Origin of the sequence: Streptococcus ictaluri 707-05, from assembly GCF_000188015.2 — a bacterium.
Lineage (GTDB): Bacteria > Bacillota > Bacilli > Lactobacillales > Streptococcaceae > Streptococcus > Streptococcus ictaluri.
Genome location: NZ_AEUX02000007.1, coordinates 472,459 through 498,547, shown reverse-complemented (window position 1 = coordinate 498,547; position 26,089 = coordinate 472,459). Strand labels below are relative to the sequence as shown.

At 39.0% G+C, this 26,089-nt stretch carries 36 protein-coding genes, 1 tRNA gene and 3 pseudogenes; 9 read left to right on the top strand and 31 right to left on the bottom strand.

The features are described from left to right. Positions 1 to 9: 9 nt before the first annotated feature. The 4 genes from STRIC_RS10270 to STRIC_RS10255 are packed head-to-tail and all read right to left on the bottom strand — an operon-like array spanning position 10 to position 4,249. Positions 10 to 930: a minor capsid protein gene (locus STRIC_RS10270; RefSeq protein WP_008090341.1), complete on the bottom strand. Its 921-nt coding sequence runs from the start codon at positions 928 to 930 to the stop codon at positions 10 to 12. Further along, the gene (locus tag STRIC_RS10265) at positions 893 to 2,404 is read right to left on the bottom strand and encodes a phage portal protein (RefSeq protein WP_008089881.1); all 1,512 of its coding nucleotides are present in this window, start codon (positions 2,402 to 2,404) and stop codon (positions 893 to 895) included. Before STRIC_RS10265 ends, STRIC_RS10270 begins: the two co-directional genes overlap by 38 nt. Positions 2,405 to 2,415: 11 nt before the next feature. Continuing rightward, positions 2,416 to 3,801 carry a terminase gene (locus STRIC_RS10260; protein WP_447446875.1) on the bottom strand — a complete coding sequence of 462 codons (1,386 nt, stop codon included), beginning with the start codon at positions 3,799 to 3,801 and terminating at the stop codon, positions 2,416 to 2,418. Next, positions 3,782 to 4,249: a terminase small subunit gene (locus tag STRIC_RS10255; RefSeq protein WP_008089689.1), complete on the bottom strand. Its 468-nt coding sequence runs from the start codon at positions 4,247 to 4,249 to the stop codon at positions 3,782 to 3,784. The genes STRIC_RS10260 and STRIC_RS10255 overlap by 20 nt, the downstream gene beginning before the upstream one ends. A gap of 91 nt (positions 4,250 to 4,340) precedes the next feature. Here STRIC_RS10255 and STRIC_RS10250 point away from each other — a divergent pair, with 91 nt between their 5' ends. Both STRIC_RS10250 and STRIC_RS10245 read left to right on the top strand, forming a co-directional pair. Beyond that, positions 4,341 to 4,529: a type II toxin-antitoxin system HicA family toxin gene (locus STRIC_RS10250; RefSeq protein WP_008089605.1), complete on the top strand. Its 189-nt coding sequence runs from the start codon at positions 4,341 to 4,343 to the stop codon at positions 4,527 to 4,529. Between the two features lie 44 nt (positions 4,530 to 4,573). After that, positions 4,574 to 4,957: a type II toxin-antitoxin system HicB family antitoxin gene (locus tag STRIC_RS10245; protein WP_008090141.1), complete on the top strand. Its 384-nt coding sequence runs from the start codon at positions 4,574 to 4,576 to the stop codon at positions 4,955 to 4,957. A 672-nt stretch (positions 4,958 to 5,629) separates the two neighbouring features. Here the strand turns inward: STRIC_RS10245 and STRIC_RS10240 are convergent. From STRIC_RS10240 to STRIC_RS10130, 25 genes and pseudogenes are all read right to left on the bottom strand, one after another. Further along, complete coding sequence (locus tag STRIC_RS10240) at positions 5,630 to 6,064, bottom strand: ArpU family phage packaging/lysis transcriptional regulator (protein ID WP_008090167.1); 435 nt, start codon at positions 6,062 to 6,064, stop codon at positions 5,630 to 5,632. Positions 6,065 to 6,234: 170 nt separating this feature from the next. Next, positions 6,235 to 6,786: an NUMOD4 domain-containing protein gene (locus STRIC_RS10235; protein ID WP_008089922.1), complete on the bottom strand. Its 552-nt coding sequence runs from the start codon at positions 6,784 to 6,786 to the stop codon at positions 6,235 to 6,237. Continuing rightward, positions 6,786 to 6,968, bottom strand: a complete 183-nt coding sequence (locus STRIC_RS10230) for a hypothetical protein (RefSeq protein WP_040832390.1) — start codon at positions 6,966 to 6,968, stop codon at positions 6,786 to 6,788. The genes STRIC_RS10235 and STRIC_RS10230 overlap by 1 nt, the downstream gene beginning before the upstream one ends. 168 nt (positions 6,969 to 7,136) lie before the next feature. Further along, positions 7,137 to 7,208 (bottom strand): annotated as a pseudogene (locus tag STRIC_RS13125) (DUF1642 domain-containing protein); the annotation flags it as partial. 7 nt (positions 7,209 to 7,215) lie between these two features. Further along, the gene (locus tag STRIC_RS10220) at positions 7,216 to 7,584 is read right to left on the bottom strand and encodes a DUF1642 domain-containing protein (RefSeq protein WP_008089925.1); all 369 of its coding nucleotides are present in this window, start codon (positions 7,582 to 7,584) and stop codon (positions 7,216 to 7,218) included. Next, positions 7,574 to 7,783, bottom strand: a complete 210-nt coding sequence (locus STRIC_RS10215; protein WP_008089824.1) for a hypothetical protein — start codon at positions 7,781 to 7,783, stop codon at positions 7,574 to 7,576. The genes STRIC_RS10220 and STRIC_RS10215 overlap by 11 nt, the downstream gene beginning before the upstream one ends. A gap of 79 nt (positions 7,784 to 7,862) precedes the next feature. Then, on the bottom strand, positions 7,863 to 8,198 hold the full coding sequence (locus STRIC_RS10210; RefSeq protein WP_008089741.1) for a hypothetical protein: 336 nt from the start codon (positions 8,196 to 8,198) through the stop codon (positions 7,863 to 7,865). Positions 8,199 to 8,200: 2 nt separating this feature from the next. Beyond that, positions 8,201 to 8,743 (bottom strand): hypothetical protein, encoded by a 543-nt coding sequence (locus tag STRIC_RS10205; RefSeq protein ID WP_008089788.1) that lies wholly within the window; start codon positions 8,741 to 8,743, stop codon positions 8,201 to 8,203. Positions 8,744 to 8,746: 3 nt separating this feature from the next. After that, positions 8,747 to 9,013, bottom strand: a complete 267-nt coding sequence (locus STRIC_RS10200; protein WP_008089641.1) for a hypothetical protein — start codon at positions 9,011 to 9,013, stop codon at positions 8,747 to 8,749. Further along, positions 9,010 to 9,177: a hypothetical protein gene (locus STRIC_RS12475; protein WP_008090392.1), complete on the bottom strand. Its 168-nt coding sequence runs from the start codon at positions 9,175 to 9,177 to the stop codon at positions 9,010 to 9,012. Before STRIC_RS12475 ends, STRIC_RS10200 begins: the two co-directional genes overlap by 4 nt. Beyond that, positions 9,178 to 10,500 (bottom strand): SNF2-related protein, encoded by a 1,323-nt coding sequence (locus STRIC_RS10195; protein WP_008090312.1) that lies wholly within the window; start codon positions 10,498 to 10,500, stop codon positions 9,178 to 9,180. Further along, on the bottom strand, positions 10,497 to 10,772 hold the full coding sequence (locus tag STRIC_RS10190; protein WP_008090414.1) for a VRR-NUC domain-containing protein: 276 nt from the start codon (positions 10,770 to 10,772) through the stop codon (positions 10,497 to 10,499). The genes STRIC_RS10195 and STRIC_RS10190 overlap by 4 nt, the downstream gene beginning before the upstream one ends. 101 nt (positions 10,773 to 10,873) lie before the next feature. After that, complete coding sequence (locus tag STRIC_RS10185; RefSeq protein ID WP_008089625.1) at positions 10,874 to 11,737, bottom strand: IS982 family transposase; 864 nt, start codon at positions 11,735 to 11,737, stop codon at positions 10,874 to 10,876. A gap of 88 nt (positions 11,738 to 11,825) precedes the next feature. Next, positions 11,826 to 13,144 (bottom strand): annotated as a pseudogene (locus STRIC_RS10180) (DNA primase); the annotation flags it as partial. Between the two features lie 4 nt (positions 13,145 to 13,148). Further along, positions 13,149 to 15,071 (bottom strand): annotated as a pseudogene (locus STRIC_RS10175) (DNA polymerase). 42 nt (positions 15,072 to 15,113) lie between these two features. Then, entirely contained in the window at positions 15,114 to 15,677 is a 564-nt protein-coding gene (locus STRIC_RS10170) for a DUF2815 family protein (RefSeq protein ID WP_008089835.1), read from the bottom strand. Between the two features lie 11 nt (positions 15,678 to 15,688). Further along, positions 15,689 to 16,843 (bottom strand): DUF2800 domain-containing protein, encoded by a 1,155-nt coding sequence (locus STRIC_RS10165; RefSeq protein ID WP_008090247.1) that lies wholly within the window; start codon positions 16,841 to 16,843, stop codon positions 15,689 to 15,691. Beyond that, the gene (locus tag STRIC_RS10160) at positions 16,843 to 17,142 is read right to left on the bottom strand and encodes a hypothetical protein (RefSeq protein ID WP_008090092.1); all 300 of its coding nucleotides are present in this window, start codon (positions 17,140 to 17,142) and stop codon (positions 16,843 to 16,845) included. Before STRIC_RS10160 ends, STRIC_RS10165 begins: the two co-directional genes overlap by 1 nt. An 89-nt stretch (positions 17,143 to 17,231) precedes the next feature. Further along, on the bottom strand, positions 17,232 to 17,435 hold the full coding sequence (locus STRIC_RS10155) for a hypothetical protein (RefSeq protein ID WP_008089774.1): 204 nt from the start codon (positions 17,433 to 17,435) through the stop codon (positions 17,232 to 17,234). Continuing rightward, complete coding sequence (locus tag STRIC_RS10150) at positions 17,432 to 17,782, bottom strand: hypothetical protein (RefSeq protein WP_008090317.1); 351 nt, start codon at positions 17,780 to 17,782, stop codon at positions 17,432 to 17,434. Before STRIC_RS10150 ends, STRIC_RS10155 begins: the two co-directional genes overlap by 4 nt. A gap of 144 nt (positions 17,783 to 17,926) precedes the next feature. Continuing rightward, positions 17,927 to 18,313, bottom strand: a complete 387-nt coding sequence (locus STRIC_RS10145; RefSeq protein ID WP_008089828.1) for a hypothetical protein — start codon at positions 18,311 to 18,313, stop codon at positions 17,927 to 17,929. Then, on the bottom strand, positions 18,310 to 18,513 hold the full coding sequence (locus STRIC_RS10140) for a hypothetical protein (protein WP_008089763.1): 204 nt from the start codon (positions 18,511 to 18,513) through the stop codon (positions 18,310 to 18,312). Before STRIC_RS10140 ends, STRIC_RS10145 begins: the two co-directional genes overlap by 4 nt. Next, complete coding sequence (locus tag STRIC_RS12470; RefSeq protein WP_002988693.1) at positions 18,506 to 18,676, bottom strand: hypothetical protein; 171 nt, start codon at positions 18,674 to 18,676, stop codon at positions 18,506 to 18,508. Before STRIC_RS12470 ends, STRIC_RS10140 begins: the two co-directional genes overlap by 8 nt. Beyond that, entirely contained in the window at positions 18,673 to 18,948 is a 276-nt protein-coding gene (locus STRIC_RS10135) for a hypothetical protein (RefSeq protein ID WP_008089822.1), read from the bottom strand. The genes STRIC_RS12470 and STRIC_RS10135 overlap by 4 nt, the downstream gene beginning before the upstream one ends. Before the next feature lie 56 nt (positions 18,949 to 19,004). After that, positions 19,005 to 19,181, bottom strand: a complete 177-nt coding sequence (locus STRIC_RS10130; RefSeq protein ID WP_002995990.1) for a helix-turn-helix domain-containing protein — start codon at positions 19,179 to 19,181, stop codon at positions 19,005 to 19,007. A 140-nt stretch (positions 19,182 to 19,321) separates the two neighbouring features. Here STRIC_RS10130 and STRIC_RS10125 point away from each other — a divergent pair, with 140 nt between their 5' ends. Both STRIC_RS10125 and STRIC_RS10120 read left to right on the top strand, forming a co-directional pair. Continuing rightward, positions 19,322 to 19,546 (top strand): hypothetical protein, encoded by a 225-nt coding sequence (locus tag STRIC_RS10125; protein ID WP_008089957.1) that lies wholly within the window; start codon positions 19,322 to 19,324, stop codon positions 19,544 to 19,546. Between the two features lie 196 nt (positions 19,547 to 19,742). Then, on the top strand, positions 19,743 to 19,943 hold the full coding sequence (locus tag STRIC_RS10120) for a KTSC domain-containing protein (protein ID WP_002988329.1): 201 nt from the start codon (positions 19,743 to 19,745) through the stop codon (positions 19,941 to 19,943). 176 nt (positions 19,944 to 20,119) lie between these two features. Here the strand turns inward: STRIC_RS10120 and STRIC_RS10115 are convergent, their stop codons facing one another. Continuing rightward, a complete protein-coding gene (locus tag STRIC_RS10115; protein WP_008090305.1) occupies positions 20,120 to 20,338 on the bottom strand; it encodes a helix-turn-helix domain-containing protein in 219 nt (72 codons plus the stop codon). 172 nt (positions 20,339 to 20,510) lie between these two features. Here STRIC_RS10115 and STRIC_RS10110 point away from each other — a divergent pair, with 172 nt between their 5' ends. The 3 genes from STRIC_RS10110 (at position 20,511) to STRIC_RS10100 (ending at position 23,423) form a co-directional block, all read left to right on the top strand. Beyond that, on the top strand, positions 20,511 to 21,281 hold the full coding sequence (locus STRIC_RS10110) for a LexA family transcriptional regulator (RefSeq protein ID WP_008089759.1): 771 nt from the start codon (positions 20,511 to 20,513) through the stop codon (positions 21,279 to 21,281). Positions 21,282 to 21,293: 12 nt separating this feature from the next. Then, a complete protein-coding gene (locus STRIC_RS10105) occupies positions 21,294 to 22,103 on the top strand; it encodes a type II toxin-antitoxin system PemK/MazF family toxin (protein WP_008089756.1) in 810 nt (269 codons plus the stop codon). Between the two features lie 246 nt (positions 22,104 to 22,349). After that, positions 22,350 to 23,423 (top strand): site-specific integrase, encoded by a 1,074-nt coding sequence (locus STRIC_RS10100; protein WP_008089866.1) that lies wholly within the window; start codon positions 22,350 to 22,352, stop codon positions 23,421 to 23,423. Positions 23,424 to 23,529: 106 nt separating this feature from the next. On the opposite strand, the gene STRIC_RS10095 is transcribed toward STRIC_RS10100, so the two are convergent. Continuing rightward, positions 23,530 to 23,600: transfer RNA gene (locus tag STRIC_RS10095), tRNA-Cys, on the bottom strand. Between the two features lie 342 nt (positions 23,601 to 23,942). Between STRIC_RS10095 and ahpC the strand changes: the two genes are divergently transcribed. Both ahpC and ahpF read left to right on the top strand, forming a co-directional pair. Then, on the top strand, positions 23,943 to 24,503 hold the full coding sequence (ahpC, locus tag STRIC_RS10090; RefSeq protein WP_008089673.1) for an alkyl hydroperoxide reductase subunit C: 561 nt from the start codon (positions 23,943 to 23,945) through the stop codon (positions 24,501 to 24,503). A 19-nt stretch (positions 24,504 to 24,522) separates the two neighbouring features. Beyond that, positions 24,523 to 26,055, top strand: coding sequence for an alkyl hydroperoxide reductase subunit F (ahpF, locus tag STRIC_RS10085; protein ID WP_008090073.1), 1,533 nt, complete (start codon positions 24,523 to 24,525; stop codon positions 26,053 to 26,055). Positions 26,056 to 26,089: the final 34 nt, after the last annotated feature.

The window sequence follows — 26,089 nt, the reverse complement described above, 5'->3', positions numbered from 1 at the left end:
CGCCTGTTGTTATTTAATAATACTATCGTAATCAATCTCTCCGTACGTTGAACATTTGCAGTTAGGGTGTAGTGGCGGCATGGTCACAGCCGTTGATCCTTTACCTAACTCAAATCGTTCTTTATCATAAGGTGAGCAAATCTGACAAGCACCAGGTTCACAGACAAATATATAATGTGTAAACCCATTTTTCTTATAAGCATCTAACTGGACATCACTTCTAATTCTTGCACTTTCGGTTTTGAGTAATCTTAGTGCTTCGTATTCTGCAACATCAAAGTGTCTCATCAATCGTTCTTTTTCTTTTTTATATCCTTGCATGTCTGTCGCTATACGCGAAAGGGAGCTAAAAAGACTTTTTTGTATTTCATGATATAAACCGTTGTTTCCCCAGACCCGTTCAGAAAAATTTTTACCATAAAAGTCTGCGTTTAGGATACCTTTTAATCTTTTAGCGACAGAACCTTGTCCACCTAAAATACCTGCCTGACGTTTGATTTCATCAAGCGCCGCTTTTTCTCTGGCTAATTGCATCTGGTTATCCATTTTACTATGCAGTTTAAGCAATTCGTAATTGAGTTCAGCTCGCAAGAGTTCCTCTCTGCTGACTTTCATTTTCAGATTATACACGCTAAGCCACAGATTAGCTTCTTTGCTAAAATCACGATTAGCGACCGCTTCTTTCGCCATATTTTGATAAGCTGTAACGTCAAAACTGTCGGCTAACTTCTTCACAGTACGTTTATCGAGGCCGCGTTTGTCAGCATAGCGCATGTAAAAACGATCTATGTTAGCCTCAATTTGTGCCTTTGATTGCGTATATAACTGCTTTAACATAGCTTCGTGGTCTAAATCTGCTTTAACCCATGCATTCATCGCTTTTCTTTCGCGATTATAAGCTCCATTGCTCTGCTTTCGTGTTAGTTTCACGTCTTAACACCTCCAAGTCAAAGTCTGATAGCGACGGGTTGTTAGATTCTTCCTCCCGACGTTCTGACTGGATGTTTTCAAATTCTTTTTGAGCGTCTTCCACAATATCTGTAATAGACATCGTTGTTTTTTGTGATAACTCCCCACCCAACGCTTTAAAGGACTCAATCTTTTCTTGCAGCGACTTAGGTAAGTTTGGCGTAAATGTGATTTTAAGCTTGCTGATGTCAAAGTCATCAATCTCTTTAAGCAGTTGGCTTACACGAGCGATTAGTTTGTATCTACGTTTAAGAGATTGCTCAAATAAAGCTTGCATGTCGACACGCTCCTGATCAAGACCAAACACTTTCCACTTCAACGCCTCACCAGATTGTTGACCGGCGAACTTGCTGTCTGTCATGTCTGGCGTATTAGTAAATTTATGGATGTCGGACACAATACGATTTTTATAGGCTTCGGTCCCTTGCACGTCATATTGTTTATATAGATATTTGGCATCTACGGACCCTTCACGACCTTCTTGATCAACAGGTGGCTGAAGGTTCATCAAACGAGCTTTACGCATCACTTTCATAAATTCGATACGCTGTTTGGCTGTCTGAACATCAGGCGGAAATGACACCCGTCCGAAAATGGCCAGAATTGCATCTGACAAATCTTGCATGTAGTTAGCTGTGTCAGACTGCGCTGCATCATACAAGTCGATTAAAGACAACTCTGTCTCGTAGTCGCCCATGCCATCATCTGTGTTGAGATACTCCGTGATTGGCACCGAACCAAACGCATGAGAGGAAGCCTCTCCAATAGGTGTTAAATCACCATCGTATTCAAACTTCAGGATTTTGCTATCAGTGTAAAGTTCGACTATTTTTGTCGTACCATCTAATTGGTTTTTGTGGTAATACCGCACACCAGCCAAACTTGATTGCTCTAGGTTATTTTGATAGATAACAAATACTTCCCGTGGATCTAGTCTCACGACCTCTGTCTTGTCATCCATGCTGCGATAAATCAATTCAAACGCTCGGCCTACCTTAGATAGGTCTTTTACTAATCTGCGGTTCAGCTGGTGGAAATTGTTTTTAACAGATAAGTCCTTTAATAAGCCTTGCTGCTGATCGGTGCCATCAATATACTCTACACGGATAGGATTACCCACTAGATAGCCCTGTTTAAGCGTGGAAATATACTTACCATAATTATGAACAGCACGTACGTCAGCCATGTCATCGTCTTTTCTACGGCCTGTTTCGCTGATGGTGTGGTTATTGCCCTCTGCGTAGTCTAAAAGCTCTTGGATGCGTGGTTTTTGCACTTTCTCGTGGTGTTCAATCATTTCACGAAGTAGTTTATATTTTTCGTCTAACAAGCTCTTTAGACTTTCCGCTTGATACCTCATGCGTGCTTCACGGTGGAATCTAAATTCTAGTGTTTTAGCCCTTCCTGTGCTATCTCTAAATGATTCTGTGTACATTATTTTCCTCTCTAGTAGCCAAAGCCAGCCCTAAGAACTTCAAACTGATTTGACTGTTGTAAAACTTCTCCTATTTTGTCTATGTGAGGAATAAATCCGTACTGACAAGCATTAATCGTATGGTCATTTCTGTCTTCAGGCTCATCTTTATCTTCTTTCCAGGAGTAAACTTCCAGTTCGTGAATATGATTTTCACAGTCTTCAACAACATAATAAAAGCCTTGCTTTATCCACCCTGCCATTAAATTGATACGATCAATGATTTTTAACCTTTTATTGGCATTCATGAACTCATAAATTAGTCCGTTGTTAGATGCATATTTTTTTAATTCCATCATTGTCGCTTGGTCTGCATTATCAACATAAATTCTTCTTGCAAAACCCCAGACATCTTTGCAATCATCCAGAAACCTATGCAGTTTAACAACAACATCTGATGGAGCGATTTTATCTCCCCCCAAGTCTTTGTTGTTATAGACTTTTTCGGTAAGTGTCACAAGAACTCCTTTGCTAGTAATGCCTTGGAAGATAAAAGCAATAGTGTCATTTGAACGCTCTGAATAAGAAGTATCGACCCCACAAGAAAACTGCACAAAACTGTAAGTTTTGGCTTGTTGTTTTGTGATAACATTTGTTTCTCTTCTGAACATAGGGAATACTAACCCTTCCGAACGACCTCTAAGTCCGAGAATTTTATTCTTATACATCTTTGTGCCAATAGGAGCGGAGTCAATCTTCTTTTGAATCGCTTCTTCGGTCAACGAGAGATTATCCTTAAACGTAAAGAACCAGTATTTCCACTTGGGATTTACTGGCTCTTTTAGCTCTGACAAAATTTCTTTTGGTACATCACCCTCATATTTTTTATAAGGTCTTGAACGATTGATGAATTCTTTGTAAATCGGTAAGTTTGGGTCATCAGGGTTAAGTGTCGCCATCATATAATCATTACGAGTTGACATCTCTCGAACAAACTCAATGTTTGCCGTGTTGACCTCATCTATGTAAACACAACCATACTGACCGCCAAGGACAAGTGTCCACTTATCTTTATTATCGTAACCAAGCACATAAATGATTTTGCCTTCAAATTTAATGTGAGGGAGTTTAGCATCTTTATCCCCATCTGGTCTATAAATTGCTGATTTGTGAATATCTAATATGCCATTATCTTGATTGATCAAGTTTTTTTCTGCGACACCGACAGTTTTCGCTGCGATAATGTGGAATTTTTTTGTACTACGACTAACAGCTCGCATAAATTTAACCCCGACACCAACGGTCGTTTTCCCAGCGGCAGTTGTCCCTTCTAAAAAGTCGGCATCAACATTTTTAAAACTATTGCAAAAATCAATGTACTTTTGCGATAAAGGAAACTCACTCTTCAAGCCCTTCACCGCCTAACTGACTGACAATGTCATCAAATTTCTTAGCTTCTGTTACAGTTGCGTTGAGGTCAACTTTTTCCGTAAATAATCCGTATCTTTTTCCTAAATCAACCGCTGCGCTTTTCCTAGTCGCTACATTAGGCCTAGCTTCAATCACCTTTTGAGTACCTTCTCCATCGAGGACTAGCAAAGGCTCTTTAACTTCTCCTCGCATAACAGCTGTCAAAAATTCCATCACCTCTTGTTGATCAGCGACGCGTTCAGATTTTAATTCTTCTAACCTTTCGTCTATATAGGCCCTTACCATAGCATTTGATAGCAGACGACTACCATTAACCTGAGCAACAGAATCCTTTTTTATATTAGGATAAGCCTTCTTATAGGCTTTCGTAGCATTTAAACAGATGATGTACTCATCGGCAAAAAGTTGTTGTTTTTCGGTCATCCCATTTTCCATCACCTCCTTTTTGTGTATTTTATGCGTATTATGTATTGACATCTGCATTGTTTATGTGTATAATATAAGTATAGAAAGTGAGGTAAGCAATATGCCAAGAACCGCAAGAGAAATTATCAAACTCTTGAAAAAGAACGGCTTTGTAAAAGTCAATCAAAACGGTAGCCATGCAAAGTACAAAAACTTCGAAACAGGCAATATCACAATCGTTCCCATGCACAAAGGTGATATTCCAAACGGCACCGAAGACGATATTCTCAAGAAGGCAGGGCTGAAATAAGCCCTGACCATCTTGGTTATTGTTTACCTAGAAAGGAAAAAACTATGTTAATCTATCCAGCTATATTTACACATGATGACGAAACTAGTTCAATTGGCGTTCGTTTTCCAGATGTTCCTGAAGCTATTACTTTCGGTAACGATTTAGAACACGCCTATGAAATGGCAGTCGAAGTCTTAGGCTTTGCCCTTGAAGACTATACCGACTATCCAAAGGCTAGCTCCGTTTCCGATTTAAAAGAACAGTATCGTGATTCTGATATTGCTTTAATTGGCATTGATATGATTGCCTATATGAAAAAATATCATTCCAAAAAAGTCCGCAAAAACGTGACTATCCCTGAATGGTTAAACGACGCAGCCGAAGATAAAAACCTCAACTTTTCTCAAGTCCTTACTGAAGCGCTTGAATTAAAATTGCAAGCATAAGAGCCACTGTTGTGGTTCTTTTTTACATAATAAAAAGCCACCACAATGTGATGACTGTGCATATTGAGTTAGAGCGATATGCAATTCTCTAACTTCATCGCTCCTAAGGCCCGTAGACTTCTTAGAGCTCTACATAGGAACAGTCGGAATCGAACCGACTTACAACCGTTGTTCCTACTAACCACAAGCAAGGTTGCGACCCTTGGTTTTGGACTTGCGGTTAATATGTCGGTTGGCACTGTCTTGTCCAACCTTGACATCGACTTAGCGCTGGTACGCATTGTCAAGAGGCATTGCTAAGTCTTAATAAAACCCACATATCAGATCGTGTCTGCCTGTGAAGGAATGTGGGGTCGCGTCTCTTCCGACGCTGATAGACCCATCACGAATCGAACGTGATTAATACCATAAGGTCTACACAAAAACGGTTAAAACTCCGCTCCATGTCCCACGCCCGCTGTATTGCTCTAGTGGTTGAAATAACCACTATTGAGACGGCAGGAATCGAACCTGCACGTCCCATGTGCCTTTAAAATAACAAGTTTGATCGTAGTTAAAGTTGGCGACTAAATAAATAGTCAGTTGGTAAAACGGTTATCTCTTCTTGTTATTTTGATAGTACCATAATAACATGTAAAAATATGTATAAACTATCTGTTTACTGTATAAAAACTAGCTAAAAACTCCTTGCTCAACAATTAACGAACCCTCTCTATATAGCTCCGAAAAAGCTAACAAAGCAATATCAAGCGTATCATAATAAAAGCTCTCAGACATACATAATTCTGTATAAATAACCTTATCTGCCTTTTTATAAGGCGCTAAGTATTTGTCATACAAAATTCTGCGTCTCTCTGGCTCTAGTATCATACTAACAGCTTGCTCAATTGCATCCAGCTCCTGTTCTGCTGACACACGATTAAGCGCTAGCCTCTCAACAGGCTTACTAGGGACTCCATGCGGTTGTCTTGGCTCAAATGAGTAAGTAGCTGTAACTTTTTGAGTATCTACGTCATTTGCTATCCTCCGCCAGCGTGGATACTCTCTCAATTTACGCTTGGCATTGGATTTTGTTTTTTGGATATCAATCTCTGGAAAAAACGTCATGAAAGCCCCCTCAGTATGGTATAATATTAGTGTTGATAATATTGCTAGGGGCGTTCCATGTGGACGTCTTTTTTTGCGGACAGGCACACGATCCGCATTGAAATTCTCACAGTGCCTTGCAGAATCATTACCTAAACAGTAATTTTAGTTTCTTAAATTTATTTGGTTGATTAAATAGCTTCCCATTTGTATCCATAAGCTGTTTTTCTTTTTCCGTTTACTACCCTTGATACTACAATAATATAGCCGTTAAATTCTTTTACTGCTTCGCTAATTGATGAGTATTCATTAATAACATTTCCACTCAAGTCTAACTTCCTAACTGGGATTTTCCTTACATTTTCATATGTTCTGTTTTTTTGACTCCTTTCTGTTCTAGTTCCGTGATTACAGTTTTCTTTTCTGGTAACCCATTCTAAATTTTTGGCATTGTTATTTTCTTTGTTTTCGTCTATATGATTGACTTCCAAATTTTGCCTATTTTTCTTGATAAATGCTTCCGCTACTAATCTATGTATATGAGCGCTTTTTTGGGTGCCGTTTTTGCATAAAGCAACAACACAATATCCGTCTTTATTTAATGAATATTTAAGTTCAATACCTTTATAGAATACATTTCTTCCATCGCTACATGTAATCAGCCTGTCCAAGCTTCTAATCTTGCCAGTGTTTGATATTTCATATACTCCTTCATAACCTTTAACAGTTCTCCACTCTTCCATTATTGCCCCTCCAACTCTTTTATCGGCACGAACCTAAACTGCGGAAACTGTTCAGCTTCTTTGCGTGTGCATTTGTAGGCGTTAAAGAAACTTTTACAATACAATGGTTTTCCGTCGACGTTCATCTTAAAAAAGTAGGATGTTTTATCATCGCCAAGCAACACTCCTAATTCTTCAGTCATCTGTTACCCACCCTTCACTCCTGAAAATCCTAGCTTTTTTACGGACTTGAGCTATGACGTGAGGCTTTTTAAACATACATAGCCATATGTAGTCATCTGTCTCCTCTTCGCTAGCACCTAGCTGTTTCATGGACTTCACAATGCTTCTGATTCTGGTTTTGTCCCTGCTCATTCCGTCACCTCTTTCGCCCATTGCCATGCCCAGTCAAAGTCTTTACGGATTTCTTGTTCGGTGAGTTGATAACCATTATTTTTTCTCCAACCATCCCCAAAAGCTAAGAGCATCATAGCCGAACTGGTGCATATTGATGAGTGTTTGAATAGCAGTTTTATTTTTGTGATACCAACGCTTAAAATCACTATCTAATGCTTTTTCAGGTACAAAGTAATCTTCATCTAAATTTTCAATTAATTCCCAAGCTAACTTATGTAAATTTAAATAAAACTCATTTTTATGTTCCTCATACCACTCCGCCACAAACTTAGGCACTACCACTTTTTGTTGGTCGAGTTTAATTTGACAAACAATTGGTATGATTGCTTTCTTTGACTCTGCTGGGGATAATCCATATAAGTCAAGCTCTCTTATCTTTTTAATCGCTTCTTCAATGTTCATTTGTTACCTCATCACTTATTTTTTTAGCTATTTTATCAACGTCACCTATGCCGTGAATGATATAATCGTAAGCACTGTCAACCAAGCTATCATCCGCAGATAAAGGAACTTCGCTTGTCGCTAAAGAGCACTTGCTAATTGCGTCTGATACTAGGTTTCTGCCGTCATTAAGCAGATTTTTAATTTCTTGCTCTGTCATTTTGTACCTCACTCAATCTCTAAAGCTACTAATAATAATCGGTAAAAATAATATTAGCAGTGTCAAAACAACTGCTGTGTTATCGTCCATCCTTATCTCCTGTCCTCCAAAAAATACACAAATCTCTACTTATTACAACCGGTTTACCAAAGATTGTATATGATGATTCAAGATTTTTTATTTCGACTTCAAAACCGTCTCCCAGTCGTTGTTTTAGTAAATCTACTGTTTTTTGACTGTTAAGTCGTCTAGCTAAGTATTCATCATTTTTTGAAATAGAGATTTTATAACCAGAAAAACCTTTCATCGCAGATTGTTTAATCTTCTCCTCGATTTTTAAATCATCAAAAAATCTATCAAACCACTTTTTGTGAGATTCTGAACCGCATTCTTTTACTTCATCAATTAATGACATAATCATCTCCCATTTCCAGTCAATTCTGCAATCATATCTGTGAACTCTATTTGATTATTTAAAACTCCATTACATACATAGATGCTTTGGAAGTTTGGATTATTTCTTGATATCATTTCTTCATCAAAAAACTTCATCCTCCCTTTTGGAATTAACAGTTCGAAATTATTGTCTTTAAAAAGATTAAATCTAGCCTTACTGTCAAACAAACCATTCATATTCATAATTAAGGCAAATGGAATTTCTAAGTCATACAACTTATTAAAAATCGCATCTCTTTTGCTGAATGGAGGATTGCTTACTACGCAGTCGACACCTTCTGGAACTTCATCATAATCAAAGAAATCTTCTCCTGTTTCAATATGCCCAAAAGTTACTTCATATCCAAGTTCTTGTAGTGCTTGCACAAATTCGCTATGTTCTTTATCAAACGGACACCAAATGTGTTTGAATTTTGTTAGATATGGCAAGATCACATTTACTGCGTATCTTGGCGTGTAATATTCGTCGCTTTTACTTGTTTTAATTTGTTCACTAAATCCCATTTTTCATCCCCCATTCCCTGTCAGTTCAGCTATCCGCTTTGTCTGTCTATCTCTATCCTCGCTAGCACGTTTAAGCTGCTTTTGTGTCCGTACAAGCTGCGAACGTAGTCCTGTTATTTGCTGCTCGTAGTGGTTTTGTAAGGCGATACTTATCATCAGTAACATAATAACTGCTGTCATCAGCATGACGATCACGTTAGCCTGTTTATAGAGCTTATCCTCTTGTCTCTTTATCGTATCTAGTAGCGGATTTATTAGTTCTTCTGTCATTTTTTCCACTCCCTAGTATATTTTTCTTTAACTGTTGCTTCGCAAGAATCCCAAAACCTCAGCATGTCTGCTTTTCGCGTAAAGGTTTTCTCTTCAAACTGAGGTTTTGCCTCAAAATTCTTTTCTCTACCCGTGTAGATTCTAACGACACATTCTTTTTTCATCTAGACTCCTAACTGCGCCTTAACTGCTTCAAGTAAGGCGTTCTGATTTTTTTCTTTGCCTTGTAAAATCCTAAGTACTTTTTCATCAACTGTATTTTCTGCAACAATGTGGTGCACAATAACGGGTTCTGTCTGTCCCTGTCTATCTAATCTGGCATTAGCTTGCTGATAATATTCAAGACTCCACGTTAACCCAAACCAAACAATAATATGCCCGCCTTTTTGTAGATTAAGCCCATGCCCAGCTGATTGAGGGTGACACAGAAGAATTGGTATTTTTCCGGAATTCCACTTGTCAACTGACGTCAACTCTTCAGCCTGAGGGAATCGTTTCTTAAGTCTTTCAAAATCATGTTGATACTGATAAAAAACTAAGATTGGCTGGCCTTGGCTTTCTTCTACTATGTCCTCAAGCGCGTCAAGTTTGTCGTCGTGTATAGCAACTGTTGTTTTATCATCATCATAGATAGCACCATTAGCCATTTGAAGTAATTTATTGGCCAAGACCGCAGAATTAGCCGCAGATATTTCTTTATTTTTAAACTCCAACACCAAATCAGCTTCAAGCTGTTTGTAAGCTTTCATATTAGATAACTTAACTGATACAACGTTGTTGATTCGTGGGGGCAACTTGAGATAGTCTTTAGCTTTCATGCTGACACAGATATCCTCAATCTTGTCATAGATTTCTGCTTCTGCACCATCCCTAAGTGCCCAACTGTAAATGATTGGACCATTACGCTTATCAGGAACAAAATACTTGTCTTTAAATCGAGTCTGGCTCGTCTCAAGCCTGTCGCCTCTGTCCATCAGATAAATCTGCGGCCACAAATCAACCAAACTGTTAGGCGCTGGGGTTCCTGTTAGTCCTACAAGGCGTTGGACTTTCGGTCTAACTTTTCGCAAAGCCCTAAACCGTTTTGACTTACTAGACTTAAAGCTTGACAGCTCATCAATAACCACAAAGGTAAACGGCCATTTAGTCTTGTAGTATTCAACAAGCCAAGTAACATTCTCACGATTAATCAAATAGATATCGGCTTCTGTTTCTAACGCTTCAATTCGTTTTCCCTCACTCCCCAAAACTTTAGAGTAGGTGAAATCAAAATGCCATTTCTCAATCTCCGTTGGCCACGTTTCTTCCGCCACTTTTTTAGGGGCTACGATTAAAATCTTATGATCCTCGGAAAAAATATTTTGAATCTCATCTATCGCTGATAATGCTGTCAGTGTTTTGCCAAGGCCCACGTCAAGTAAAAGCCCACAATAAGAGTGCTCTACTATCCACGTCTTAGCGTATTCTTGGTACTCGTGCAGTCTCACGCCCATTTCTCCATTTCTTTTAAGGCCATGTCCACTGATTCATAAGAGTCAACAACCCAAACGTGCTGACCAGCCTCTTTTATTTTTTTGTGCATTGCAACTTGGCTGGGTCTTGGTTTTTTACCAGGCGCTTTGACCTCTACAAAAAAGGTTCCCGTATTCATGACAACAATTCTGTCAGGCACTCCTATCGTCCCTGGACTGGTAAATTTTAAACACAGCCCTTTTGTTTTCTTTTTCAAATAATTTTCAATGTCTTTTTCAGTCCTCATCTTTCCTCCTTTGGTCAATAAAGGTCAGGGTTACGTTTTTTTCAACTTATTAATTCTTTTTTATATACGTGTTTTATATATGCCTTATTTTACCCATGGTGCTAGTTAATTTCAAAATATCTCAAATTGTAAGCTAGTATGATTTGTTCAATCCTCAATTGCAGCCCTGTCATGCCCCTAGCCAGTGTTCGTTCCATATCAAAAAGGGAACAAAGTTCTGAAAGTCTAGTCTCAATGGTTCGTCTCATAGCCATTAGTTTCCAATGATTATGCTGTTTAGCCCCTTCCATATCTTGACGCAAGGGAGTCGAGAGGTGATAGCCATTTTGCTTCAACTCATCTTTCAGCTCACGGTTAAGGTAACCTAAGTCTGCTAAAATGACGGATTGTTCACACCTTTCTAGCAACTCGTAAACTGCCTTAATATCATGAACAGAGGCTGGGCTGACAACATAATTCAGAATGTAGCCTGATAAGGTCACTAGCATGTGAACCTTAAAACCGTAAAACCACATATGTTTAGAGGCGGTGTAACCAATATTAGCTATCCCATTGAAAAGTCTGACCCTGTGGTTACGAATAGATTGACAAAGTGGCAAAGGAAAGCTGTCTATAATAACAATGGTATTGGGAGAAATTTGAGTGTTCATTGCCTGACGAATCACTTGAACCAGCCAAATCAACTGTCTTGCACGCCTATTAAAGCGACTTCTTTCTAGTAATGTACCGCAGGGAAATAGCTGACAAATCCTATAAAAGTGACGTTGTGATTTAATACCTAGTTCAGCTTGTAATAGCAGTAAAACTAGAAGAGATTGGTCTGAAACTTTGGACAGACAGACGTTACGACGGTGTTTGAAGTCTTCCGGACAATAATCCTGATAAAACTGAGAACAAATTTTTGATAATTGACGCATATTCCATTGTAAGTGATGGGATTTAGCTGTATACTGTAAGTGGCTCATTTGGACTAACCTCCTGTTTGTGTAGGCACTTACAGTATAGTCCTTTTGGGCTTTTTATTGTATTTTGAGATTAACTAGCACCACGGGTGAAATCTATATTTTCAGCTCCGACGGTCTCTCTAAGAAAACCCTCAAAGGTTTCACAGGTCGCCTCGGGGTCATAGACAACGGGATGCCTTTTTTAGCGTCGTAGCGTAAAAATTCTAAGCCATCCCAATAAATCGGAACCTCCTTAATAATCTGCGTTGCTAGCAAATAACTATTGACCTCAGGTTCGCCCCCCTCATCAATTTCAAGCCAGCTTCTGTCATATTCGACTGGTAACTCTTCATCGAAATCGCCTAAAGCCTCCGCCATTAGATAGTCTTTAATTTCGGGTAAGTCAGAGACAAAAGCATTCATCGCTTTACTTGATGGTAGCTTATTAGTAGGAGTATTATCTTTAGCCTCGCTATCTTGCTCTCCGAATTTATGGATACGAACAAGGTCGTATGCATTTACAAGCGTATCCCCCACGGAATCTGTCCCGTGATGACTATAAGCGAAGACATCATCATAGATAAATAAGCCATTTGCGGTTGAGCCCTCAGTGTAGGTGTACCTATCAGGAGTCGTTCCTTCTTCATAAACCTCAGGTAAGAACGTTGCAATGGCCTGTCTAATGTCATAGTTACGACAAAAGGCTCCAATAAGTCCTTTTTTACTAAGCGGGTCACCTTGTTTTTTAGCTTCGCGCTGTCTTTTAACAGCGTGCGTCGGGCTTTCTGGCCAGAAACTTGAGTCATGCCAGTCCGGGTATGTATCAAGCACCTCATCAACACTCAGAAAAGCCTCGTCGTTATATTTAAACGTAAAGTCTGCATCTCTTGAGTGACTCGGCCAGAACATCAAGCGTACACTTTGATAAGTCGTGTCATCAAAGTTTGACATGCCTAGTTGATTAGCCAAATATCTAGCGACTGGCTCATATTCATCAGGCATCATTAAACGGTCAGTAGGGATAATAAGACGGTACTTAGCAGCTTTTTTTGAGTGGCTGTGAGTACTGTAGAGTGCGTATGCATAATCTGCAAGCAGGTCTAGCCTATCTAAGAAATCTTTACTTGGGCTATCTGCGTCAAGCGCAACCAAGGACCTACTTTGAACGTTTTCATTTTTCCGTTTACCTTGCTTTAGCCATCCACCGACAAAGCCCCCTACGTCTTTTGCTTGCCCTTTTTCTGCTCGAGACATCTTCTGGTACTCCGCAAACGTCTCTTGGGTGACTGTAGGTTTCTCTAACCTCTCAACCAGCTCCTGCCAAGTTAGCGTGATATTTTTCCATGTCTTAGCTGTTCGCGAACTACCTGTTGCGATATGAAGCTCTTGCAGGGGAGAAGACTTTACTATTAGTTTTTCTTGCTTCATCTATCTAATCCTTCATATAATACTTTGTTATGTAGCCTTCGCTATTTAAAGGAAGACCCTCCGCCCATTCAGGGGTCTGAGCCATCAAATCATTAACCTCTTCGATTGTCAGGCCTGAGCCTTCGATAATAGCCTCATCATGAACGTGGAAAACAACACCATGGCCTGCAGCTTCAATTCTCAGAAGCGCTTCGGCTAGAATATCCCTAGCTGTCGCCTGAACGATATTTTCGACAAGCTTACCGCCGTAAGTCTCTTGCGCTGTGAAGTAGGCCTTATCTCCTTGGCCCTCATAGACAATTTTGTCTCCATAGTCGCCCGGCTCAACCTTGGCTCTTGCATAAGCTAAGTTCCTACCGCTAGGCAATGTTATAAAGAGGAAACCTTTACGGTATCTAAATCATAGTTTTCCAAGTTTTATTGGTGCTCTCGATTTGATGGCTTTGATGGCGGCTCTTTGTACGTCTTTCCAAAATTGGACGATTTTCTTATTAGCCCTGCGCCAGTCATCAACTAGCCCTTGAAGCTCTTCTTCCTTGACTCCCATGTTTAGAGCCCCCATCTGCTTAAGCGCTCCAGGACCTCCTTGATAGCCAAGTGCTAACTCTGAAATTTTGCCCTTTTGGCGCAGTTCCTTGTCAATCTCCTCAATTGGAATTCCGAACATCTGACTGGCAGACGCCTCGTAGATTTTCCCGTGCGTCGAAAACACGTCAAGCCTCCACTGCTCTCCAGCAAACCACGCAATCACCCTAGCCTCAATCGCCGAGAAGTCAGAGACATAGAAGGTACAGCCATCTTTAGCCACGAGTGCCGTTCGTACGAGCTGCTTTAAAGTGTCCTTAAGGCTATCGTATAAAATCTCCACAGCATCAATATCACGCTTTTTAACATACTCTCTAGCATCATCTAGGTCCTTTATATAATTCCTAGCTAAGTTCTGTACCTGGACAACTCTACCCGCCCATCGTCCTGTCCTGCTAGCCCCGTAAAACTGAAGTAGCCCATGAACTCGTCCGTCTGAGCACATAGCTCTTTCCATAGCTTCATATTTTTTTAGACTTGACATGGCGGTTTGTAGTTTAAGTTCTAAAACTCTCTTAAGCTCTCCTTCGGCCGTCTTAAGTTCCTGTTCAACATCTGCTTTAGTCAGCCCACTAGCCGAATAGCCATGTTCTTTTAGCCACGGTAGCAACTGCGCCCTGCTATTAGGATTATCAAGTCCTGTTAGAGCTTTTAGTTCACCAGACAAACTTTCCATCTTAACATCTTTGCAATACAAGGCCGAAGCAACTAACTCTTTATCAAGCGCCACGCCTCTGTCATTGATTCTCTGGTCACAGGCGTAGTAATCCCATTCACGGTCGTGCACAGGAACTGACTCTAGTTTTTCGGCAATTGCCATCTCAACAACAACATCTTGGATGCAGTAGTCAATAAACATTTGCCACTTTTCGGGGGCGTGTTCTGGTAAATTTCTAGTTCTCCCACCGTTAGCTTTACTTGGTTTGCAAGGCAGGGAAAAGTATCTGATTAAGTTTTTACCCGAGGTATCTTTTTCCTGTGCTAATTTTAAATACAGCGCACACTTTTCCAAGCTTGAAGGCAAACCTAATTCTTGAGCCAACACCATAGTACACTGCCATTGGCAAGGATCTAGATAGTAAGGTAGACCGAGGTAACGGCTGAGACAAACTCTTTCGAATTGGGCATTAAAGGCGTGCTTTCGGACCTTATCATCAAATAACATATCTTTGATGTCTTCAGGTAGAGATTGCCTTGTCAAATCAAGGCAATCTACTTCTCCGCCATCTATAGAGTAAGCGAAAAGTAAAATCTCAAAATCTTCTGCGTCAGCATACTTGTAAACCCCATTTTTGATGTCATTCGAACTATAGGTTTCAATATCAATATTTAAATGTCTCATACCTCTCCTTTAAAAATGAGGAGCCTCTAAAGAGGCCCTCTACTATAAAATGTCGTCTTCGTCCTCTTCTTCGTTCCACTCGTCAAAGTCTGCATCAGCTGACGAACGACCGCCAAGGTAGTCTCCTTTAGCAACAATCTGAACATTATTCAGACCACAAGAGATGCCTTTATTTCCCGCTGTGTTGTAAGCATAAGCATTAAGTGATACACGGGCATAAACACCTGAGTAAACTTCATCAGCTGAGTCAACTGGGTTTTTATACTTATCAATGATCTGTGGCTTAGTTTTACTTGACACTGACATGAACATGTGTCCAGCGTACTCTGGGTGCTCTTCGATATCCATTTCTTCGTCACCGTCACGAAGCGTTGTTTTAACGCGCTCCCATTTAACCCCTTTGAGTTTATTGTCCTTGGCAGCTCCATAAGCAGCTTTCTGCGCGTCTTTAATTTTCTTGATTGTGGCTTTGTCTGTCTTTGGAATTAAGATAACTGTTGAATACTTAGCCTCTTGACCTTCAAAAGCTTTAGGCTCTAGTAAAGCTACATAGCTTAGGCGTACTTTTCCGGTTACTACTTTAGTTGTGCTTGGTGTTGTTGTCATAATTTTTTCTCCTATTCAAAATCTTTAATAGCTTGTTCTAAGCTGTTAATTGCTGGGCGCTTATCCTTTTCATGGACAAGTACAGGCTTACCCTGTGGTTTATCAATATATTCAGAGAGCAGTTCTGAGAAGGTTGTTTTTCCAACCATCTTCTCTAGCGCCCCCATGGACAGTAGCTCTTTTGGTTTGTAGATATCTTCAAAGCCGTTTTTCTCAAGTATTGCCGCAGCTGCCTCCTTATTAGTAAGCACACGATTACTTCTACCTTCGACAATCTTATAGCCTGGAACTTCTTTTCCTGAGAGTGCTTCTTTCAGGGCATAGGCTTCAACTGACTCAACCCACTTCTTGATAGCTGAGGCTTTGTCAAGAATCTCTGCGACGGCTTCATCAGATAAATAGACAGGCTCCTGATAGTCATATTTATCAATTAATTCCCAGTTTTCTTGCGCTCTTGGCACCAATTTAGCTGCGACAGGAGACCACTGCAATACTTTTTCACTTAGGTTCCAGTCACCAATGCCTGCGTCTGCTTGAGCGGCCATAGGCAAGACAACATTATCCGCCCAATACAGAAGCTCCTCTACGTAAATGTCAACAGAACTAACCGAATCTAAACGCGGTTGAATAATGGTCATCTTGATGCGGTCAAAGTCATAAACCATATCGTAGGAAGCGTAAGCTCCTAGAGCGTACAGCCCCATCTGTGGGTTTTGGTTAGCAGACACAGGCATACCCTTACCATACTTAAGATCAATAATTTCAATGACCCCATCCGTCAAAATGACAACATCCGAAGTCCCAAAACCGCCAGGCACCCAGTCGCTAAAATCAACCCGTTTTTCAAGTTCAATTTCAGCGTCCTCATAAGCATTTAGGTGCTCCATAACAATATCTGTGTAAAGCTCCGTCATCTCTTCCATCTCTTCGTTGTAGAAGTCTGAGTTTTCCTTAAAAGCCTTGGTTAACGTGTTAAATTTACGCTTGGTGATTTTACCAGACTTGTACATCAGTTTGATTTCAGAAAGCTCATGGGCGCTTGTGCCCTCTTGAGTGTATACGGTGTCGCGGCTAGGATAGTCTGCTTCTAATCTCGGTAGCATAGGGCAATAAAGCCATCTGTGAGCACTAGAAGCAGACAGTAGTGCGTGATTTTCTACTGGCATTAGAGGGCCTCCAACTTCTCAACAAACTCCGCAAACTGGTATTCTTCAAGTTCACCAACTTTTGCGACGTCCATCTCTTTCAAGACCTCCTTGATGTCCTTTGACTTCCCTTCTTCAACCTTGGCTTTAGCCATTTTCTTAATGTCAGCTAATGTCAAAGTTACAGACTCTTCTTTCTTTTTAGGGGCTGGTTTTTCTTCAACCGCATCCTTGGTTACTGTTTTCGGCATATCCAGAGCTTCACGCATAGCATCGAAAACACCTGCCATGCTCTCTGCTTTAAAAGTTACTTCAATCATTGTGTTCCTCTCTTTCTGTGTTATAATTTAAGTGTGTGTGTAATTGTTGACGGTTTCCTAAGCCGTCTTTTTTGATGCAATCAATAGCCTCACCTCCCCAAAAGTCCTTTAATATCAAGAATGTCTTTAGCAACCTGGCTGCGATAATAAGGTCTGTTATGCAAACCTTCCTCGTAATAGGGATTAGGCACAAACTCCCAATCTCCGTCGGGCAACTCAACTTCGATAACTTCATTATCAATAATTTCTAACTCACGTTCAAGATAAGCTAGTGCATATTCTAAATAGTTCATCGTAATAATCCTTTCAGCTCTGCAATATATAATCTGATTTCTTTTGAGTATCTCAAAAGAAGCTCGTCATCTGTAATAAACTCAGTCTGTTCAAGCAATCTATTAAGCATCTCATGGCTAACTTTAGCAAGAGGATGCCCATTGATTTTTTCTGGAATCTCTGCAAATCCATCCTCGTAAGTGACGAATCCAGTAGCTCTATCTTTTGTAGCAAGACCTCGCTGCCTATCTCTCCAAACGCACTGCTTTACTGTGTTACGTTCTACCCCTGTTGCTTTTGCACAATCAGCCTCTGTCTTACCTGTATGTTCTTTAAAATAATTTCTAATTAGTTCTGATGGTTTCATTTTCTCTCCTCAATTACTTGTTTTAAAGTTGTTAGTATAAAAACTGCGTCCGCCAGGGCTTGGATTTGGGAACAAGAGAGCCCCCCTGACGTAAAATATCATTTAAACCCGCTTGCGTTTCACCTAGGAGTTTTAGTGATACATTCATTTCTTTTTACCCCACAAAAATTCTCGCCACGATATCGTCGCATCTTTAAATTCTTTCTCAGCCAACTTAACAGAATTCCTCTTATCCTGATCTTCTTTGAAAGTTTCTTTAGCTAATCGTCTCCAAAAGGCTTTTCTCGTCGCTTGGCGCTCTAAGAAAGTTTCACTGAATTTAAAATCATTTCCTTGATAAAGAGCTTCATATTTCTCTACGTCATTTAACGTCGGTAGTTCAATCCAAAGCATCAATTTTAAATCTTGCTTGATAGCACTCAACTGCGCAGATAGGATAGGTAAACTATCTCGTCTTTCAGCTTCAGGTTTAACTAACTCCCCCTCAATCCGATTAAGGCTCTTAATAATCTTTTCAAAAGTTGTCATCATTCTGCGCCTCCTAGCCTGAGAATTTCATTAAGGATGCGTATTTTTTCTTTGGAATAGCTTCTGAATTTATCCTTTAAATTCAGTAAGAGTTCCAGATCAGATATTTCGCCAGACTCGTTTAAGTCAAGTAAAGCCTCAACTGTGCTCTCAAAATCTGTCGCATTTTCCAGTAGTTGTTTTTGTAATTCCCATTTAGACATAACGTTCTGCACTCCATTTCTTGCTGTTTTCTAAAGCCACTTCCCTAAAAATTCTGCGTTTATTCTCTGGCGAATTGTGTTTTTTGATGACTTCGTGTTGCACCCTAGCAATGACCGCTAAGATGACGGTTGTTGCTAATAAAAATAATTCTAATTTGTTCATGTTATACTCCAATTTCTGTGATACCACTCAATGACCAAATCTCGTGGATATTTTTCCCGACCTCCCGTTTCAATACGTGGGAAATCTTTGTGGCTGTTAAATCTTGCGTCAAATGTTTTAGGGTCAATCCCAAACATCTTACTAACTTGCTTTTTATTGAGTTCTAGCGGATAAGTTTCCGTTTCATTGTTAATCATTTTCATGACTTTGATTTTGCGATCAATAAGACCCGCTTCAAACTCATCTAGCATTTGTAATAATCTGCTATCCATGATAAAATTACCTCGTAAGTTTTGTTTTGAGTCCGATTCCCGTCGGACTTTTTTTGTTATCTAAATTCGTCTAGGCTGACACCTAAGACATCGGCGATTTTTTTCATTTTGTTAAACGAAATATCTTTTTTACCGATATTCATAATGGTGTTGTAACTAATTCCTGTTTTCTCCGATAACTCTTTTTTACTCATTCCTTTATCAATGAGAATTTTGTCTAGTTTTTTCTTCATAGATTATCCAAACTTCAATATGTTGTGTTTTTGTATATTGACGACACAATATATTGTGTTCTTATATCCTTTCTGATATAATTTATTTGAATATGACCTCTCACCGTTGTATTCAAAAATTATGGAAAGGAGGACAAGCCATGGATAATAAAATTCTTGAGATTTTAGCTGATTATGATATAAAGCCCATTATTAGAGAAAACGTTACAAAAGAAATGGATAAAATCAATCTCGATTTAACTGAAACTCAAAAACAACAGGTCTTAGATTTATTGTTGAGAATTAGTGAGGATTCAGCTAAAAAAATGTTACTTAGTGTTTTTAAAACACTTGAAGAATTAGGAAAGGTTCAAATTGAAAAATGAATTTTTCGATAATTATCAAATATTGACTCTAATAACTCTTCTAAGGTAATCCTTTTTTTAAACTCTGGAATGACTAGCTTATCAGCTGGTCTTTTTTGATACGGATATCGCTTTGGTCTCATGTGTTTCCTTTCTATCTGTGTAGTTCCTCCTACCGTGCTATAATGAGATTATCATTACGGAAAGGAGATAAGTTATGCAACGTCAATACGTTTCATCTAGTAACGTCCGAAGTGTTGGTTGGGAAAATAACACTTTGGAAGTTGAGTTTAATAATGGTTCTATTTACCATTATCACAATGTAAGCCAAACGGAATACCGTTCTGTTCTGGTTGGGTCTGTTGGCTCAAATATTCATAGATTAGCTAAAATACACACTTATACACGTATTGTCTAATCTAGTAGAGTTCCGCTCACTGGGTGGAACTCTTTTGTTTCCACAAGCCGAATACCATCCACCGTGATAATAATCTTGCTATGTAAACACGTCTTTGCTAGAAATTCCGATCCAACTTCTAGTTGTTTGATTAAATCTTCTGGCACACTTTTCTCCCTTCGTTAGTTTTGTTCTTTTTAGTGAACATTATTTGTAAAAAAAATTCCTATTTGATCTTTTGAAAATCCTAAGATGTGAACTACTTTCGCCAATTCGTCAGCATCAAATGAAACAATTCCATTTTCACGTTTCGCATAACGTGCCCTATCAGACCAACCCATCTGCTCAGCCATATAGTCTTGGGTATAACCTTTTGCTATTCTTTCGGCTTTAACTCGTAAATAGTCAACTCCCATAAAAATCCTCCTCTCATTGTATTGTGTTTTGTTCTCCCGAGTGAACAATTTTAGTTTACAACTTTTGTTCTTTATTGTCAACAAATAAATCAAAAAAGTTTAAAAAGTTTTTCCAGGGGTTTTTGTTGTGCTTTTTAGGGAACGGTGGTATAATTCTTTTAAGGAGTGAAATATGCGAACTAATGAAGAAATTATCACAATTATTGATGAACTAAGAAAAGAAAAGAGGCTATCTATCAGCGAGTTAGCAAGACAGGTAGGGATGGCTAAGTCTGGACTATCAAGGTATTTCAATAGGACAAGGGGATTCCCCCTTGATAGAGCGAATGATTTCGCTAAAGTTCTAGGAGTAACTCCTGAATTTTTACTAGGGGTACAACCTATTAATAGCGAAGATAAAATCACTACGACAGAAATATCTAATCAACCTGAAATCGTTTCTATCTACAACCAACTAGAACAACCTAGACAAGAAAAAGTCCTCAGCTTCGCTAACGAACAATTAGAAGAACAAAATAAAGTTGTTTCTATGTTCGATAAAAAGCTTGAGGAGACAGAAGATTATATCAATGATTATGTCGAGGGTCTTGTTGCGGCAGGTAACGGTACTTTTCAAGAAGACAACCTACATATGGAAGTTAGATTGCGTGCTAGTGATGTTCCTGAAGAATATGATACTATTGCAAAAGTAGCTGGCGATTCAATGGAACCACTTATTCAAGACAACGACCTTTTGTTTATTAATATCACTTCACAGGTCGATATTAACGATATTGGTATTTTTCAAATTAACGGAAAAAACTTTGTTAAGAAGCTAAAGCGTGACTACGGTGGTGCTTGGTATCTTCAAAGCTTGAACAACAACTACGAAGAAATATACTTGTCTGAAGATGATAATATCAGAACTATCGGAGAAGTCGTAGATATTTATAGGGAGGGATAGGCAGGAGCAGAAATGGATAGTAAAGCATTGAATAAACAAAATTTAAGCCGTAGCAAGAAAATTCTATTGAATATCTCTGATAATCCGAAAAATCCCAAATTTTACAAATTATCAAGACAAGAACTCGAGCGCGCTAAAATTTTTAAAACAGAAAACTTAATTAAATCTCAAAAATATCAGAGATACAAACGAGGAACTATCGTCTTTATTCATTTTGGAATAAATATCGGCAATGAATTTTCCGATTCGCACTTTGGGATTGTGCTGAATAAAAAAGATCATCCCAATAACGGAAAGCTAACTATCTTACCGCTAACATCAAAAAATTCTAAAGAGAGTCTGTCAATTAACAAAGAGATTTTTACGAGCATAATGGATGATGCCGAAAAAACAGTTCAAACAGTTCAAAATGTGCTAAACCTAACAACTGAAGTGGAACGGATACACCACTCGTTACCAGTTCCCCCAGCGTTTTTTCAGATTAAAAAAGAAAATAAATATCATGATATATGGATGAAATATTACAATAGATATGACCCTAAAGGGGTTCATGTGCCCGTAGCAAACATCACTGTCCGAAAATGGATACAATCAGACTTAGACAAAATTAACTTCCTCAAAAAAAGATATGCAAATTATGACAAGGTGTCCTACACCAAGCTGGACTCAATCACTTCTGTCAGCAAACTAAAAATCGCTAAACCAATTAACGATCTTGACCCTGTCGGAAAAATAACATTGTCCAAAGAAATCATGGACAACATTGATAAAGCTCTCGCAAGGCAGTTATTATCTGGCCAGTGGGGGAAACTTGACAATTAAATATCACTATGTTAGAATTAAGGTGTAATTTTGGTAGCCTCGCTACCACTGAAACATTATTTTGGAGTGTCCAACTCCACTGTGAGCGCCTGTTTTCGAATAAGCGCCCTTTTTTTGTTTTAAAAAACTAAAAAAGCCCCACGCTCAATTTTAGCGAGGAGAGCGTGAGGCAAAACCGTATAAGAAAAAAGCATTAAATGGCTCGTTTTCTTGTACCCATTTTAACAGAAAAATGAGGTGAAAACAATGGCAAAATTTAGGAAGCGCGGCAATAAGTGGTCCTATCGCATTTACTACACAGATAACCAAGGAATAAAACGAGAAAAGTCAAAGGGCGGATTCGCTACTAAGGCTCTAGCTTCTGCTGCTGCGATTAAAGCTGAAGCAAACATTAACAAAGATAATAGCAATGAAGATATAACCCTTTATGATTTTTGTAAAGATTGGGCAGAAATTTACAAACGTCCACACGTTGTCGACAAAACTTGGGAAACTTACACTAAAAACCTCAAACACATCAAAAAATATTTTGGCGATATCAAGCTTAATAAAGTAACACATACCTTTTACCAAAAAATAATCAACGAGTTTGCCAAAAAATATGCACAAGAAACACTTGAAAAGTTCCACTATCAAATTAAAGGGGCTGTCAATGTAGCAGTTAGAGGTGGACTTATCAAAACAAATTTTGCCGAAGGTGCGATTGTAAAATCTCAAAAAGAAGCTAGAGCAAAAGAATTTGATTTCCTTGAAGAGGATGAATACCTTAATCTAATCAAAGTAACGAGTGAGAAATACCAGTATATTTCCTACTTTACTCTATACATCATAGCAGTGACTGGACTACGATTCGCCGAAGCGACCGGAATAACTTGGAATGACATAGACTTTGAAAAGGGATCTATAGACATTAATAAATCATTTGATTACTCAAAAACTCAAGAATTCAAGGAAACAAAAAACGAGCAATCAAAAAGACAAATTCCAATTGATCATCAAACTATAAAATTGCTCAAAGCATTTAAAGCAAATCATTATAAAGAAAACAAATTAAATAGGGTGCTATGCGGAGCTTCTAACTCACTCTGCAATAGATTAGTTAAAAAAATTGTTGGTCGTCCTGTGCGTAATCACTCTCTACGTCATACTTACGCATCTTTTTTAATCTTAAAGGGCGTTGACCTAATATCCATATCTCAGTTGCTTGGGCATGAGAACCTAAACATCACTTTAAAAGTGTATGCTCATCAGCTAGATAAACTCAAAGAAAAGAACAATCAGGTAATAAAAGACATCTTCGGAAATTTGACCGATTTTTGACCGACTTTATTTCCTTTTTTCTCTTTTTTTATCCTGTCGTAAAAAATAAAAACCTTGATTTAACAACATTTTTAAGAAGTTAATCAAGGTTTGTTTTGTATACTAAAGGCGGTAGACGGATTTGAACCGACGATCAAGCTTTTGCAGAGCCGTGCCTTACCACTTGGCTATACCGCCACAACAAAAACTATTTTACCTTAAAAGAAATCATTCGTCAAGATAAAATTATATGACAATTGGATGTTTGTTTTAAGGCTGCTTAATTTTTTTCGTCACAAAGAAGAAGAAAAATGTTATTAAGATTAATTTTGTCAGAAAATATCATTTCTATTGACCTTTGTTATGAAAGGGTTTTCGCCTTATTTAGAATGATTTTAATTAATGTGATGTTTTTCACACTTGAATTGTCAGAAAAAATACAGATAAATCCAGTAAAATCAAGGGTTTTATGAGTGGACAGAATCATTTTCTTTTCTTATAATACAACTATATTAAGTTAAAAAAAGGAGGACACTTTACATGTCTTTAGTTGGAAAAGAAATTGCTGAATTTTCAGCACAAGCCTACCATAATGGTAAATTTATTAGCGTGACAAGCGAAGATGTCAAAGGAAAATGGGCGATCTTCTGCTTCTACCCTGCAGATTTCTCATTCGTTTGTCCTACAGAATTGGGTGACTTACAAGAACAATATGAAGCACTCAAAGCATTAGACGTTGAAGTGTACTCAGTTTCAACCGATACACACTTTGTTCATAAAGCTTGGCACGATGACTCTGATGTTGTTGGTACTATCACTTACCCTATGATTGGTGACCCATCTCACGCTATCTCAAGAGACTTTGACGTTCTTGGTGAAGATGGACTTGCTCAACGTGGTACTTTCATCATTGACCCAGATGGTGTTATCCAAATGATGGAAATCAATGCTGATGGTATTGGCCGCGATGCAAGTACTTTGATCGATAAAATCCATGCAGCCCAATACGTGCGCAAACATCCAGGTGAAGTTTGTCCAGCTAAATGGAAAGAAGGCGCTGAAACATTGACACCTAGCCTTGACCTTGTCGGCAAGATTTAGCCCATAAAGGAGGAAAGCCATGGCATTAAGTCCTGACATTAAAGAACAACTTAACCAATACCTTGCTCTTTTAGAATCTGATCTTGTTTTAGAGACTTACCTTGGTGAGGATGACAATTCTCAAAAAGTAAAAGAGTTTATTGAAGAGATTGCATCAATGTCTGATCGTATCAGTGTTGAAAAAGCAGTCTTAAAACGTCAACCAAGTTTCAAAGTCACTCAAAAAGGCCAAGATAGCGGTGTTGTTTTTGCCGGTCTTCCTTTAGGGCATGAGTTTACGTCATTTATTCTAGCACTCTTACAGGTGTCTGGACGAGCTCCTAAGGTAGACCAAGATGTGATTGATCGCATCAAAACTATTGACCGTCCTTTGAGCTTTGAAACTTATGTCAGCTTATCCTGCCATAACTGTCCAGATGTTGTTCAAGCCTTGAACATTATGTCTGTGCTCAATCCGAACATCTCTCACACTATGGTTGAGGGAGGCATGTTCCAAGAAGAGGTTAAAGCAAAAGGCATCATGTCTGTGCCGACTGTCTTCTTGAATGATGAAGAATTCACTTCTGGTCGTGCTACTATTGAGCAACTCATTGAGCAAGTCTCAGGCCCTCTTTCAGAAGAAGCCTTCGCTGATAAAGGAACTTATGATGTTCTCGTTATCGGTGGTGGACCTGCTGGTAATAGTGCTGCTATTTATGCCGCTCGTAAGGGGCTAAAAACAGGACTTCTGGCTGAAACCTTTGGTGGCCAAGTCATGGAAACTGTTGGTATTGAAAACATGATTGGTACCCTTTATACTGAGGGACCAAAATTGATGGCAGAAATCGAAGCACATACTAAGTCTTATGAAGTGGATATTATCAAGGCTCAACTAGCGACTTCTATCACTAAAAATGAGGAAGTAGAAGTTACCTTGGCTAATGATGCCGTCTTGAAAGCTAAGACAGCTATTTTGGCACTTGGTGCTAAATGGCGTAACATCAACGTTCCTGGAGAAGATGAGTTCCGTAACAAAGGGGTGACTTACTGTCCTCACTGTGACGGCCCACTCTTTGAAGGTAAAGACGTTGCCGTTATTGGTGGTGGTAACTCTGGTTTAGAGGCAGCTCTTGATTTGGCTGGCTTAGCGAAGCATGTCTACGTGCTTGAGTTCTTACCAGAACTAAAAGCAGATAAGGTCCTACAAGACCGTGCAGCTCAAACTGACAACATGACCACTCTTAAGAATGTTGCCACAAAAGATATCGTTGGTGAAGACCATGTGACAGGACTTAACTACACCGAACGTGATGGTGGTCAAGAAAAACATATTGACCTTGAAGGTGTCTTTGTCCAAATCGGACTTGTCCCAAATACAGGTTGGCTAAAAGACAGTGGTATCAACTTAACGGATCGTGGCGAAATTATCGTTGACAAACATGGTTCAACCAATATTCCTGGTATTTTTGCAGCTGGAGACTGTACGGATTCAGCTTACAAGCAAATCATCATTTCTATGGGATCTGGTGCTACTGCTGCGATTGGTGCCTTTGACTACCTGATTCGTCAATAATTTATCTCTTTATTAAAACACACTATTCTAAGTT

Excerpts from the sequence above, each read along its gene's own strand:
- STRIC_RS10155 (WP_008089774.1), bottom strand. The coding sequence starts at position 17,435 with ATGAACTATTTAGAATATGCACTAGCTTATCTTGAACGTGAGTTAGAA.
- STRIC_RS10235 (WP_008089922.1), bottom strand. The coding sequence starts at position 6,786 with ATGGAAGAGTGGAGAACTGTTAAAGGTTATGAAGGAGTATATGAAATA.
- STRIC_RS10135 (WP_008089822.1), bottom strand. The coding sequence starts at position 18,948 with ATGGATAGCAGATTATTACAAATGCTAGATGAGTTTGAAGCGGGTCTT.
- STRIC_RS10100 (WP_008089866.1), top strand. The coding sequence starts at position 22,350 with ATGGCAAAATTTAGGAAGCGCGGCAATAAGTGGTCCTATCGCATTTAC.
- STRIC_RS10130 (WP_002995990.1), bottom strand. The coding sequence starts at position 19,181 with ATGAAGAAAAAACTAGACAAAATTCTCATTGATAAAGGAATGAGTAAA.
- STRIC_RS10245 (WP_008090141.1), top strand. The coding sequence starts at position 4,574 with ATGTTAATCTATCCAGCTATATTTACACATGATGACGAAACTAGTTCA.
- STRIC_RS10200 (WP_008089641.1), bottom strand. The coding sequence starts at position 9,013 with ATGACAGAAGAACTAATAAATCCGCTACTAGATACGATAAAGAGACAA.
- STRIC_RS10255 (WP_008089689.1), bottom strand. The coding sequence starts at position 4,249 with ATGGAAAATGGGATGACCGAAAAACAACAACTTTTTGCCGATGAGTAC.
- STRIC_RS10110 (WP_008089759.1), top strand. The coding sequence starts at position 20,511 with ATGCGAACTAATGAAGAAATTATCACAATTATTGATGAACTAAGAAAA.
- STRIC_RS10165 (WP_008090247.1), bottom strand. The coding sequence starts at position 16,843 with ATGCCAGTAGAAAATCACGCACTACTGTCTGCTTCTAGTGCTCACAGA.
- STRIC_RS10230 (WP_040832390.1), bottom strand. The coding sequence starts at position 6,968 with ATGACTGAAGAATTAGGAGTGTTGCTTGGCGATGATAAAACATCCTAC.
- STRIC_RS10220 (WP_008089925.1), bottom strand. The coding sequence starts at position 7,584 with ATGAACATTGAAGAAGCGATTAAAAAGATAAGAGAGCTTGACTTATAT.
- ahpF (WP_008090073.1), top strand. The coding sequence starts at position 24,523 with ATGGCATTAAGTCCTGACATTAAAGAACAACTTAACCAATACCTTGCT.
- STRIC_RS10105 (WP_008089756.1), top strand. The coding sequence starts at position 21,294 with ATGGATAGTAAAGCATTGAATAAACAAAATTTAAGCCGTAGCAAGAAA.
- STRIC_RS10170 (WP_008089835.1), bottom strand. The coding sequence starts at position 15,677 with ATGACAACAACACCAAGCACAACTAAAGTAGTAACCGGAAAAGTACGC.
- STRIC_RS10125 (WP_008089957.1), top strand. The coding sequence starts at position 19,322 with ATGGATAATAAAATTCTTGAGATTTTAGCTGATTATGATATAAAGCCC.
- STRIC_RS10150 (WP_008090317.1), bottom strand. The coding sequence starts at position 17,782 with ATGAAACCATCAGAACTAATTAGAAATTATTTTAAAGAACATACAGGT.
- STRIC_RS10210 (WP_008089741.1), bottom strand. The coding sequence starts at position 8,198 with ATGTCATTAATTGATGAAGTAAAAGAATGCGGTTCAGAATCTCACAAA.
- STRIC_RS10145 (WP_008089828.1), bottom strand. The coding sequence starts at position 18,313 with ATGATGACAACTTTTGAAAAGATTATTAAGAGCCTTAATCGGATTGAG.
- STRIC_RS10120 (WP_002988329.1), top strand. The coding sequence starts at position 19,743 with ATGCAACGTCAATACGTTTCATCTAGTAACGTCCGAAGTGTTGGTTGG.
- STRIC_RS10115 (WP_008090305.1), bottom strand. The coding sequence starts at position 20,338 with ATGGGAGTTGACTATTTACGAGTTAAAGCCGAAAGAATAGCAAAAGGT.
- STRIC_RS10185 (WP_008089625.1), bottom strand. The coding sequence starts at position 11,737 with ATGAGCCACTTACAGTATACAGCTAAATCCCATCACTTACAATGGAAT.
- STRIC_RS10190 (WP_008090414.1), bottom strand. The coding sequence starts at position 10,772 with ATGAGGACTGAAAAAGACATTGAAAATTATTTGAAAAAGAAAACAAAA.
- STRIC_RS12475 (WP_008090392.1), bottom strand. The coding sequence starts at position 9,177 with ATGAAAAAAGAATGTGTCGTTAGAATCTACACGGGTAGAGAAAAGAAT.
- STRIC_RS10250 (WP_008089605.1), top strand. The coding sequence starts at position 4,341 with ATGCCAAGAACCGCAAGAGAAATTATCAAACTCTTGAAAAAGAACGGC.
- STRIC_RS10215 (WP_008089824.1), bottom strand. The coding sequence starts at position 7,783 with ATGACAGAGCAAGAAATTAAAAATCTGCTTAATGACGGCAGAAACCTA.
- STRIC_RS10205 (WP_008089788.1), bottom strand. The coding sequence starts at position 8,743 with ATGGGATTTAGTGAACAAATTAAAACAAGTAAAAGCGACGAATATTAC.
- ahpC (WP_008089673.1), top strand. The coding sequence starts at position 23,943 with ATGTCTTTAGTTGGAAAAGAAATTGCTGAATTTTCAGCACAAGCCTAC.
- STRIC_RS12470 (WP_002988693.1), bottom strand. The coding sequence starts at position 18,676 with ATGAACAAATTAGAATTATTTTTATTAGCAACAACCGTCATCTTAGCG.
- STRIC_RS10140 (WP_008089763.1), bottom strand. The coding sequence starts at position 18,513 with ATGTCTAAATGGGAATTACAAAAACAACTACTGGAAAATGCGACAGAT.
- STRIC_RS10265 (WP_008089881.1), bottom strand. The coding sequence starts at position 2,404 with ATGTACACAGAATCATTTAGAGATAGCACAGGAAGGGCTAAAACACTA.
- STRIC_RS10240 (WP_008090167.1), bottom strand. The coding sequence starts at position 6,064 with ATGACGTTTTTTCCAGAGATTGATATCCAAAAAACAAAATCCAATGCC.
- STRIC_RS10160 (WP_008090092.1), bottom strand. The coding sequence starts at position 17,142 with ATGATTGAAGTAACTTTTAAAGCAGAGAGCATGGCAGGTGTTTTCGAT.